General features: G+C 63.0%; 11 protein-coding genes. 3 read left to right on the top strand and 8 right to left on the bottom strand.

The features are described from left to right. Positions 1-194: 194 nt before the first annotated feature. From Q0X61_RS11435 to Q0X61_RS11425, 3 genes are read left to right on the top strand one after another with little or no spacing between them, the layout of a single operon-like run. Positions 195-704, top strand: coding sequence for a DUF4112 domain-containing protein (locus Q0X61_RS11435; RefSeq protein ID WP_297742758.1), 510 nt, complete (start codon positions 195-197; stop codon positions 702-704). A gap of 29 nt (positions 705-733) precedes the next feature. Beyond that, positions 734-2,413, top strand: a complete 1,680-nt coding sequence (locus tag Q0X61_RS11430; RefSeq protein WP_297742757.1) for a glutamine--tRNA ligase/YqeY domain fusion protein — start codon at positions 734-736, stop codon at positions 2,411-2,413. Between the two features lie 15 nt (positions 2,414-2,428). Further along, positions 2,429-4,039 (top strand): mechanosensitive ion channel family protein, encoded by a 1,611-nt coding sequence (locus Q0X61_RS11425; protein ID WP_297742756.1) that lies wholly within the window; start codon positions 2,429-2,431, stop codon positions 4,037-4,039. Positions 4,040-4,187: 148 nt separating this feature from the next. Here Q0X61_RS11425 and tuf read toward each other — a convergent pair whose 3' ends face one another. From tuf to rpsL, 8 genes are all read right to left on the bottom strand, one after another. Beyond that, on the bottom strand, positions 4,188-5,387 hold the full coding sequence (gene tuf / locus Q0X61_RS11420; RefSeq protein WP_297742754.1) for an elongation factor Tu: 1,200 nt from the start codon (positions 5,385-5,387) through the stop codon (positions 4,188-4,190). Positions 5,388-5,527: 140 nt separating this feature from the next. Further along, positions 5,528-5,992, bottom strand: coding sequence for a GNAT family N-acetyltransferase (locus Q0X61_RS11415; protein WP_297742760.1), 465 nt, complete (start codon positions 5,990-5,992; stop codon positions 5,528-5,530). Between the two features lie 46 nt (positions 5,993-6,038). Further along, positions 6,039-6,524, bottom strand: coding sequence for a hypothetical protein (locus Q0X61_RS11410; protein ID WP_297742752.1), 486 nt, complete (start codon positions 6,522-6,524; stop codon positions 6,039-6,041). After that, the gene (locus Q0X61_RS11405; RefSeq protein WP_297742751.1) at positions 6,521-6,988 is read right to left on the bottom strand and encodes a hypothetical protein; all 468 of its coding nucleotides are present in this window, start codon (positions 6,986-6,988) and stop codon (positions 6,521-6,523) included. Before Q0X61_RS11405 ends, Q0X61_RS11410 begins: the two co-directional genes overlap by 4 nt. Before the next feature lie 72 nt (positions 6,989-7,060). Next, positions 7,061-7,252 carry a hypothetical protein gene (locus Q0X61_RS11400; protein ID WP_297742749.1) on the bottom strand — a complete coding sequence of 64 codons (192 nt, stop codon included), beginning with the start codon at positions 7,250-7,252 and terminating at the stop codon, positions 7,061-7,063. Positions 7,253-7,338: 86 nt separating this feature from the next. After that, the gene (fusA, locus tag Q0X61_RS11395) at positions 7,339-9,426 is read right to left on the bottom strand and encodes an elongation factor G (protein WP_297742748.1); all 2,088 of its coding nucleotides are present in this window, start codon (positions 9,424-9,426) and stop codon (positions 7,339-7,341) included. Between the two features lie 81 nt (positions 9,427-9,507). Beyond that, complete coding sequence (gene rpsG, locus Q0X61_RS11390; RefSeq protein ID WP_297742746.1) at positions 9,508-9,978, bottom strand: 30S ribosomal protein S7; 471 nt, start codon at positions 9,976-9,978, stop codon at positions 9,508-9,510. Beyond that, positions 9,978-10,349 (bottom strand): 30S ribosomal protein S12, encoded by a 372-nt coding sequence (gene rpsL, locus Q0X61_RS11385; protein ID WP_297742744.1) that lies wholly within the window; start codon positions 10,347-10,349, stop codon positions 9,978-9,980. Before rpsL ends, rpsG begins: the two co-directional genes overlap by 1 nt. Positions 10,350-10,682 lie beyond the last annotated feature (333 nt).

Genomic DNA, 10,682 nt, shown 5'->3' with positions numbered 1-10,682 from the left:
CACCCATACACACCGCGACCGCGAGGCGGTTCGGATTGACGTTGCTCAGCTCGGGGATGTAATCCGCCAGGGCCCCCTCGTCGTTCGCCTCGCACGCACGCAACACTTCCTGCAGATAATGGGGTACCTGGCTACGCATGCGCACAGCGTAGCCGTGGTGGCCGCGTCGACGCACTTCCGGCATGCTTAGCCCCATGAACGACGCCACACGTGCAACACGCGACGAACTTCGGCACGAGCCCCCATCGACACCGGCGAAGGCGACGCGCTTTCTCACCCACATCCTCGACGACGCGGCCACGATTCCGGGCACCAACATTCGGTTCGGGCTCGACCCGGTGCTGAGCCTCATTCCCGGCGTGGGCAGCAGCGTGGGCGCCGTGCTGGCGACGTCGGTCATCATCGATGCTATCCGGCTGCGCGCGCCGATTCCCGTCTTAGCGCGAATGGGCGCGAATTACCTCATCGATTGGCTGATCGGGCTCATCCCCATCGTCGGAGCGTTGGGCGACGTCGCCTATCGCTCCAACCGTCGCAATCTTCGGCTCCTGAACCGCACAATCGACGACCGGGAACAGGTGCGCAAGGCGAGCGTCAAGTATTGGATCGCTGCGGCAAGCATTCTCGTCGGCATAGTTGTCATCGCCATCGTGTTGGGCATTTGGCTGCTGGTGTGGCTGTGGAACGCCCTCGCTGCGGCGTAGCCCTGGTGGTAGTCGATATGCTCTAGGGCATGACTGCCCAGCCCTCGAACTACCTCTACGACGCCGTCAAGGCCGACACCGAATCCGGACGCTACGGCCACCGCGTACAAACCCGTTTCCCACCCGAACCCAACGGCTACCTCCACATCGGCCACGCGAAGGCAATCGTTGCTGACTTCAGCGTCGCCGAAGATTTCGACGGCCTCTGCATGCTGCGTCTGGACGACACCAACCCCGAAGCAGAGAACCCCGAGTTCGTGCAGTCCATCATCGACGACATTCATTGGCTGGGCTATGAACCAGCCGAGGTGAGGTTCGCGTCGAGCTATTTCCAGCAGCTCTACGAGTGGGCGGAACAGCTCATCGAGAAGGGGCTGGCGTACGTCGACGACCAAAGCGCCGAGGAAATCTCCGCCGCGCGCGGTTCGTTCACGAAGCCCGGGACTCCGTCGCCGTACCGCGACCGCAGCCCGGAGGAAAACCTCGACTTGTTCCGCCGCATGCGTGCTGGCGAGTTTGACGACGGGGAAAAGACGCTGCGCGCCAAGATCGACATGGCGCACGAGAACATGCAGATGCGCGACCCTCTGATGTACCGCATCCGCAAGATCGAACATCACCAAACCGGCTGGGATTGGCCCATCTACCCCACCTATGACTGGGCGCACGGGCAGTCGGATGCGATTGAGGGCGTGACGCACTCGATGTGTTCGCTCGAGTTCGAATCGCACCGTCCGCTCTACGACTGGTTCCTGCAGGCGCTCGAACTTGATCAGGCCCCCCGCCAAATCGAGTTTGCCCGCCTCGAGCTCACGCACACGGTGACGAGCAAACGTCGGCTCCTCACATTGGTGCAGGAAGGCGTGGTCGACGGCTGGGATGACCCGCGCATGCCCACCATCCGTGGGCTACGTCGACGCGGTTACCCTGCCGCGGCGCTGCGCGAGTTCTGCACGGCAGTGGGCATCACGCGGGTGCAATCCCGCAAGGCCATCGAGGAGCTGGAGAGCTACGTGCGCCAGGAGCTGAACCGCACAGCGCAGCGCCGTATGGCCGTGCTTCGCCCGCTCAAGCTCACCATCACCGACTGGCCAACCGACGAGGACGGCGAGCCAGTCGTCGAGTGGTTCGAGGTCATGAACAACCCGGAGAATCCCGACGACGGCATCCGCAAGGTTCCATTCACAGGCGAACTCTGGATCGAGCAGGATGATTTCCGGGAGGTGCCCCCGTCGAAGTATTTCCGTCTCTCCCCCGGCAAGGAAGTGCGGTTACGCGGAGCCTTCCTCATCACCGCCACCGACGTGGTGAAAGACGAGGACGGCAACGTCGTCGAGGTGCTGTGTACGCACGACCCCGAGTCGCGCGGCGGCACAGCACCCGACGGTCGCAAGGTGAAATCGACGATGCACTGGGTATCGAGGCGGCACGCCGTCGACATCCGGGCAGCGCTCTACGAGCGCCTATTCACCGCGGAGGCCCCTGGTGCTGCCACAGGTGATCCCCTCGACGATCTCAACCACACTTCTCGTGAGTTGCTCGAGCAGTGCAAGGGCGAACCGGCACTCGCCGACGCTGAGCCCGGCCAAGTACTGCAGTTTGAGCGCATCGGCTATTTTGCTGTCGATCCGGACCAGCCCCGGCTGTTCCATCGCACTGTCGGGCTCCGCGACGAGTGGGCGGCGCTGCAAAAGCGCGCCAGCAAGTGATGAGGAGGACGCGGTATGCCCACTGACGACACCACCGCCGAGGTAGCCCTCGACGTACTCTCCGTCGTCGCACACGGAGCCTTCGGGTTCCTGGCTGGCGCTGTGCTGTCGTTGCTCGTCGGCGCTTTCGCGCGCATCTTTATCCGACGACGCCAGCACCTGAAACCGTTCAGCCGGCGCCTACGGTCGCCGATGCGGATTATTATCATCATCTGCGGTGTCGGCGTGGGGGTGCTGATCGCGATCGGGGGGCCCACACGAGCGCAGAGTGTGGAGTGGGCGCCCGTGTTCTTCCATGTGTGGACGATCCTGCTGATTCTCTCGGGCGCGTACCTGCTCTCCGGCCTCATCAGCGCCATTGCGGATTCGCTGCTGCTCGCACACGCTGACGCGCAAGAAACCGTGTACTCACGTAGGCTGCGCACACAAACACAGGTGATCTCCCGCGTCGGCGTTGCGGTGGTCTGGGTGCTAGCTATCTCGGGCGTGCTCCTCACATTCGAACAGTTCCGCGCCATCGGGGCGTCCATGCTAGCCTCCGCTGGTCTGCTGTCCATCGTTGCTGGTCTCGCCGCCCAGTCGTCACTGGCCAACGTGTTTGCGGGTGTGCAGCTCGCGTTCACCGATGCGCTACGCGTGGGCGATATCGTGATTGTCGACGAGCATCTGGGCACCATCGAAGAAATCACCCTCACCTACGTGGTGGTTGCGAGCTGGGATGGGCGACGGTGGATCGTGCCGTCTACCGTGTTCATCTCGAAGACCTTCGAGAACTGGACGCGCAGCAGCCCCAAGCTGCTGGGCACCGTCGAGTTCGATCTGGACTGGCTGGTGCCCGTCGAGGCAGCGCGTGTGGAGCTTCAGCGCATCGTGCGGCGCTCTGACTTGTGGGACGGGCGAACGGTCAGTATGCAGGTGACTGAAGCCACCGGCGGATACGTGAAGCTCCGCGCAACGGTGTCCGCCGCGACTTCTGGTGATCTCTGGGATCTGCGTTGCTACGTGCGCGAGGAGCTCATCACCTGGCTGCAACAGCGCGCCGTCTACGCGCTTCCCCGAACCAGGCTGGAACCGGACGTGACGCCTGCGCCGTCGATTGAGGAGCGCAAACAGTTCGTGGCGGAGACGAAGGCCGCCTGGGACGACGAGCGCGCTGATGATACGACGGAGAAGATCCCCGTCGCGGATCTCTTCGACGACGATGATGATGTGCCGAGCGACAGTTTCGACGCGCGGCGACGGACTTGGTTCAAGGCGCTTCGCGATCGCTCCGCCACCCCCAACGGCAAGAAGAAGCCCGGCGACCGACAACGCCCACAGCTCGACGCATTGATCTCCTCAGTGCTGAGACCGTCGAAAACAGCCACCCCTGAAACACCGACACCGCCCGACGACGGCCCCCACACCGCCGAGATGCCCAGCGTCGAGGTTACCGACGGGCGCGGCGACTCACTCAGCGTCACGGCGCGCGTATTCTCTGGGACGCCCGAAGCCGAAGAGCGCAACCGCAAGTACGCCGGCCCTTCCAAGGAAGACCTAGAGGAGCGCGAAGCGCGACGCAAGGAACGGGAAACGCAGGAGCACGACGACGAATTGCCGAAGTCGGGCGATTGGGAGGAATCCTAGGCGCGGACGAGTGACGACGATGCGGTGGCCACTGAACCGACAACGCACGTGAGATTCCCCCAGGCGCACACGTGGATGCGCAATAGATACGAGGCGGCCCCCACCAGCTGAAGCTGGTGGGGGCCGCCTCGTATCGCGTCAGATTAGATCACTTGATGATCTTGGTGACGGTGCCAGCACCAACGGTGCGGCCACCCTCACGGATAGCGAACTTGAGGTTCTCTTCCATCGCGATGGGCTTGGTGAGGTGCACGGTCATCTCGGTGTTGTCACCGGGCATCACCATGTCGGTGCCCTCAGGCAGCTGCACAACGCCAGTCACGTCGGTGGTGCGGAAGTAGAACTGCGGGGAGTAGTTCGAGAAGAACGGCTTGTGACGGCCGCCCTCTTCCTTGTTCAGCACGTAGACGGAAGCCTCGAAGTCGGTGTGCGGGGTGGTGGAACCGGGCTTGATAACCACCATGCCGCGCTCGACGTCTTCCTTCTTGGTGCCGCGGAGCAGCAGGCCGACGTTCTCGCCAGCGCGACCCTCGTCGAGGATCTTGCGGAACATCTCAACACCGGTGATGGTGGTGGTCTGCTTCTCGTCGCGGACGCCAACCAGGTCAACGGTGTCGCCGGTCTGCACGACGCCGCGCTCGATACGGCCGGTGACGACGGTGCCGCGACCGGTAATGGTGAAGACGTCCTCAACCGGCATCAGGAACGGCTTGTCGGTGTCACGCTCCGGGGTGGGGATGTACTCGTCAACAGCGTTCATGAGCTCGAGGATGCTCTCGGCCCACTTCTCATCGCCGTTCAGCGCGGGGAACGCAGCAACACGAACGATCGGCAGGTTATCACCGTCGAACTCCTGCGCGGAGAGGATCTCGCGGAGCTCCATCTCAACGAGGTCGATGAGGTCTTCATCGTCGGCGGAAATCATGTCGCACTTGTTGAGGGCGACAACGATGGCCGGCACGCCAACCTGGCGGGCAAGGAGGATGTGCTCGTGGGTCTGAGCCATCGGGCCGTCGGTCGCAGCCACAACGAGGATGGCGCCGTCCATCTGAGCAGCGCCGGTGATCATGTTCTTGACGTAGTCGGCGTGGCCGGGGCAGTCAACGTGCGCGTAGTGGCGCTTCTCCGTCTGGTACTCGATGTGCGAGACCGAGATGGTGATACCGCGCTGGCGCTCCTCCGGGGCCTTGTCGATCTTGTCGAACGGGGAAGCCTCGTTCAGATCCGGGTACTTGTCATGGAGCACCTTGGAGATCGCCGCGGTCAGAGTGGTCTTGCCGTGGTCGACGTGTCCAATGGTGCCGATGTTTACGTGCGGCTTCGTCCGCTCAAACTTGGCCTTTGCCACTTGGGCTCCTTCTCAGTGACACTACGCACCCTGCGCAGCGCTTGGATTGTGGGTCCCCTGAAATTGCCGCAGGGGACTTGATTATTCTTGTGCAGCCTCGGCCGATAGTCAAACCAGCCGAGGACTGCCGACCTCTCACTTTACTGCACGCGGGCACTGTCGAAAAGGTCCGCGGGCCGAAACATCATCTGGTGCGGCAACGAAGCCTCTTCGTAGGCTTCCCCCACCTCGATGAATCCGAATCCTCGATAGAGCCCGCAGACGTACTCCTGGGAGTGGATCGCCATCGGCTTGTGGCCGTGCCTGGCAATCACGCACTCGACAACCCGTTTCGCAAGGCCCTCCCCACGGCGATCTGGCCGCACCGCGACCCGGCCGAAGGAGAACGTCGCGCTCTCCTCCTCCACAGCCAACGGGTAGGCCCGCAGGTAGGCGACAGCGCCGTCGTCGTCCATGATGAAGACGTGCTCGGTACCGGGCGCCCGGTCGACCTCGTCGAAGTCCTGCACGTCCACCCGCTGCTCGACAAAGAACACCTCACAGCGCAGCCGCGCGATCTCGAAGAACTCATCCTTGGTGAGCTCATCCCAGGTCTTGATCCGCATGGTCACGGACGTCGAGCCTAGCGATACAGCAGCGGCTGTCTGGGGCCTATTCGATCCGTGGAATGGTGTCGGGGTCGATCGGCGTTGCGTCCGGGCTGCCGAACTGCGGCCACGCTCCCCCACCACGGCTCACGACGACGTTTCGCTGCCTGCCAGCCACTCCGGCGCCCGCCGGCAACCGATAGAGCTCGGTCACTTGCCTGCGACCACCTACCTCCGCGACCACCACAGTGACCGGCAGTGTGTCGAGATCGGTGTTCCACGGCAAACCCTCATCCGCATGGAGCTGCTGGGTGGCGCAATCGACGTCGTGGAGCGTGAACTGCTGTGCATAATCCGTCATGGCGGATCGCTGGTACACCGTGAACGTCGCTGTCCGCGCGCCCGAGGGGCACAGCTCCAGTGTGAGGTCGTATTGCATCTTGAACAGCTTCACCATCCACGAGCCGCCCCACAGCAGCAGTAGCACGAGTGCCACCGCCACGGCTCCACCGAGCCACCGTCGCGGGTTCGCCTCGTTCGCCGTGCTCATGCGACGGCCTTGTCGCCCAGCGGTACGCTCGCGGTCGGCACGCGAGTATGCGGTTGCGTCGCGGGATCCAGAAATCGCCCTGGTTCCATGAAAACCTCGCCGTTGCGCAGCCGCAGCCACCCCGTGGCGTCGGTGTACAGCCACGACTCAAATCCTGGCCCCAGGGTGCCGCGGAGCAGCTCGAAGCGCTGGCCGTCCCGCAGCTCGACGACGTAGGACTCGTACCACATGCGCGACGGCGGATCTCCCTTGGTTCCGCGCAGCATTAACAGATCGTCGGCGACATACGCCATGGCGTCACCGGACCGCACGTCAATGTGGATTGCTTCCCTGTCACCGGCCGCAAATCCGAAGGCCTCGATGCGCACCACGTCGACAACGTCCGCTCGGTCCGGCAGCGGATGCACGTCCCCGCACGCCGTGAGAGTCACGACCAGCGGGAGGACTAGCAGCTCCCTCCTCATCACAGGACCTTGAATTGCGTGTTCGACGTGACCACCCCTGAACTCAGCACGACGCGCTCCCCACGAAGAGCCTTACTTCGAATCGTGCGCTGGATGTACGTCGTCGTCGAAGACGGTGGAGGGATCTGCGGGCCGCGAGGATACGTCACTGATTGTGGAGTACTCCGTTGCGCGGCCGTGTTCCGTCGTGCGTTCTATATTGCGCACGGCCTGCTTCGTCGTGGTAATGAGAAGCTGGGGAACCGGCGGCATCAACTCTGACATGATCCAAGATTACTAGGGACCACCTGATAGAAAAAGGTGGCGCCTCGATTACTCGAGACGCCATCCTTACGAGAGAGTTGCGAGGGTCACACTTCGGTGCCGCGCGCCTTAGCGATGATCTCGTCGGACACCGACGTGGGGCACTCGGCGTAGGAGTCGAACTCCATCGAGTACGACGCCTGGCCTGAGGTCTTGGAGCGGAGATCGCCGACGTAGCCGAACATCTCCGACAGCGGAACCAGCGCGCGCACGACGCGGTTGCCGTGCTGCTCGTCCATCGACTGCACCTGGCCGCGACGGGAGTTCAAATCGCCGATCACGGTGCCCAGGAACTCTTCCGGAGTGGTGACCTCCACAGCCATCAGCGGCTCGAGGATGGCGGGGCTCGCCTTACGAGCGGCCTCCTTGAACGCCTGCGAACCTGCGAGCTTGAACGCGAGCTCCGAGGAGTCGACGTCGTGGTAGGCGCCGTCGGTCAACGTCACCTTGATGTCCTCGACGGGGTAACCCGCCAGCACACCGAACTGCATGGCTTCCTGGATGCCCGCGTCGACAGAGGGGATGTATTCCTTGGGGATACGGCCACCCGTAACAGCATTCACAAACTCGTAGCCAGCACCCGGCTCCAGAGGTTCGAGGTCGATAATGACGCGGCCAAACTGACCGGAACCACCCGTCTGCTTCTTGTGCGTGTACTCGACCTTCTCAACCTTCTTGCGGAGGGTCTCACGGTAGGCAACCTGCGGCTTACCAATGTTGGCTTCCACCTTGAACTCACGCTTCATGCGGTCGATGAGCACGTCGAGGTGCAGCTCACCCATGCCTGCGATGATGGTCTGGCCGGTCTCCTCGTCGGTGTGGACGCGGAACGTCGGGTCTTCTTCAGCAAGGCGCTGAATAGCGTTCGAGAGCTTCTCCTGGTCGGACTTCGTCTTCGGCTCGATGGCCTGTTCGATCACCGGGGCGGGGAAAGTCATGGATTCGAGCTGAATCGGATTGACCGGGTCGCACAGCGTGTCGCCGGTGGTGGTGTTCTTCAGACCCATGACGGCGCAGATCATGCCGGCGCCGATCTCTTCGATCTCTTCACGCTTGTTAGCGTGCATCTGGTAGATCTTGCCGATGCGTTCCTTTTTACCGGTCGCGGTATTGAGCACATTCTCACCAGACTTCAAGACGCCCGAGTAGATACGCACGTAGGTGAGCTTGCCCAGGTGCGGGTCGGCGGCAACCTTGAACGCGAGCACGGACAGCGGCTCGTCGTCGCTGGGGTGGCGCTCCAGCTTGGTGCTCTCATCGCCCGGCTTGAAGCCTTCGATGGCGGGCACGTCGAGCGGGGAAGGAAGGTACTTCACGACCGCGTCGAGCAGCGGTTGCACACCCTTGTTCTTGAAGGAAGTGCCGCAGACCACAGCCGTGAACTCGTTGCCGATGATGCCCTTGCGTAGGGCCGCCTCGATCTCCTCGGGAGAAACTTCCTCGTCCATCAGGAACTTCTCAGCGAGCTCGTCGTCGACGTCGGCGCAACGCTCAAGGAGCTCCTGGTGGCGCTGCTCAGCCAGCTCCTGCAGCTCGGCGGGGATTTCCTCGACCTCGTAGTCTTCACCCATCACGGTTTCGCCGCGCCAGGTGAGCGCGCGCATGCGCACCACGTCAACGACGCCGAGGAAGTCAGCTTCTGCTCCGATCGGGATCTGCAGCAGCACCGGGTCGGTGTTGAGGCGCTCACGGATGGTCTTCACCGCGTGATCGAACGACGCGCCGGTGCGATCGAGCTTGTTGATGTAGCAGATGCGGGGAACGTTGTACTTCGTAGCCTGACGCCACACGGTCATCGACTGGGGCTCCACGCCCGCAACACCGTCGAACACGGCGACCGCGCCGTCGAGCACGCGCAGCGAGCGCTCCACCTCGACGGTGAAGTCGACGTGGCCAGGCGTGTCGATGATGTTGATCAGGTGGTCTTTCCAGAAACAGGTGGTGGCGGCAGAGGTGATGGTGATGCCGCGCTCCTGCTCCTGCTCCATCCAGTCCATGGTGGCCGCACCGTCGTGCGTCTCACCGATCTTGTAGTTCTTGCCGGTGTAGAAGAGAATGCGCTCGGTGGTGGTGGTCTTTCCGGCATCGATATGAGCCATGATGCCGATGTTGCGCACCTTGGACAGTTCGGTCACTGTTGGAGTCCTTCGGGTTGGGTGTGGCTTCGTGTGGTTGGAACTGGAAACGCCCCCGCGCCAGGGCGCGGGGGCTAAACGTCACCAGCGGTAGTGCGCGAAGGCGCGGTTGGCTTCCGCCATCTTGTGCGTGTCTTCACGACGCTTCACAGAGGCGCCGAGGCCGTTGGACGCGTCGAGGATTTCGTTCATCAGACGTTCTGTCATGGTCTTCTCGCGACGCTCCCTGGAGAACGCAACCAGCCAGCGCAGAGCGAGGGTGGTCTGTCGAGCAGGCTTCACTTCGACGGGCACCTGGTAGGTGGCGCCCCCGACGCGGCGAGATTTGACCTCTACGGAAGGCTTGACGTTGTCCAGTGCACGCTTCAGCGTCGCGACGGGGTCGTTGCCCGTCTTCTCGCGAGTGCCTTCGAGCGCTTCGTAGACGATGGCCTGCGCGGTGGACTTCTTGCCGTCGAGCAGGATCTTGCTCACGAGCTGGGAAACCAGCGGGGAGCCGTAGACGGGGTCAGCGATGATCGGACGCTTCGGAGCGGGTCCCTTACGAGGCATTACTTCTCCTTCTTCGCGCCGTAGCGGCTACGGGCCTGCTTGCGGTCCTTGACACCCTGGGTGTCAAGCGCGCCGCGAACGATCTTGTAGCGAACACCCGGGAGGTCCTTCACACGACCTCCGCGGACGAGCACCATGGAGTGCTCCTGCAGGTTATGGCCGACGCCCGGAATGTAGGCAGTGACCTCAATGCCCGAGCTCAGTCGCACACGAGCAACCTTGCGCAGTGCAGAGTTCGGCTTCTTCGGGGTTGTGGTGTACACACGGGTGCACACGCCACGGCGCTGCGGTGAGTTTTTGAGCGCGGGCGCGTCACTCGTCTTAATTTTGTCCTTCCGGCCTTTACGGACCAGCTGCTGAATTGTTGGCACCTGTTGGCATCTCTTTCGTTGTCTGTGTGGAATATTGCATCCCTGGCGTGCAGTGGTTCCGTCGCGGGAACAGTTCACCGTTCCTGTTCCGTCGCGCGGTTGCGCTGCCGTGCGAACTCCGCAGGAAGCCGGGCTCCTCCGCAACGAATGAGGGCCGACGATCATGCCAGGGCACGCACAAAAGTACCCGAGCAACCGGGCACGTTGATCAAGATTAGTTGAGCGGGGGCGTCCGGTCAAAATCGCGCCGCTCTCCCGCGCTCGTCCTCGCCCGTCGCCGTCGCCTGTCGCGGCATGGTTTCCTCACCCGGCACCTGCAACCTGTGCGGCAAC

Origin of the sequence: uncultured Tessaracoccus sp., from assembly GCF_947255005.1 — a bacterium.
Taxonomy (GTDB): Bacteria; Actinomycetota; Actinomycetes; order Propionibacteriales; family Propionibacteriaceae; genus Arachnia.
This window is presented reverse-complemented; position numbering and strand designations above follow the sequence as displayed.

Coding starts and splice junctions, on each gene's coding strand:
- Q0X61_RS11435 (WP_297742758.1), top strand. CDS start 195: ATGAACGACGCCACACGTGCAACACGCGACGAACTTCGGCACGAGCCC.
- Q0X61_RS11430 (WP_297742757.1), top strand. CDS start 734: ATGACTGCCCAGCCCTCGAACTACCTCTACGACGCCGTCAAGGCCGAC.
- Q0X61_RS11425 (WP_297742756.1), top strand. CDS start 2,429: ATGCCCACTGACGACACCACCGCCGAGGTAGCCCTCGACGTACTCTCC.
- Q0X61_RS11415 (WP_297742760.1), bottom strand. CDS start 5,992: ATGCGGATCAAGACCTGGGATGAGCTCACCAAGGATGAGTTCTTCGAG.
- Q0X61_RS11410 (WP_297742752.1), bottom strand. CDS start 6,524: ATGAGCACGGCGAACGAGGCGAACCCGCGACGGTGGCTCGGTGGAGCC.
- Q0X61_RS11405 (WP_297742751.1), bottom strand. CDS start 6,988: ATGAGGAGGGAGCTGCTAGTCCTCCCGCTGGTCGTGACTCTCACGGCG.
- Q0X61_RS11400 (WP_297742749.1), bottom strand. CDS start 7,252: ATGTCAGAGTTGATGCCGCCGGTTCCCCAGCTTCTCATTACCACGACG.
- rpsG (WP_297742746.1), bottom strand. CDS start 9,978: ATGCCTCGTAAGGGACCCGCTCCGAAGCGTCCGATCATCGCTGACCCC.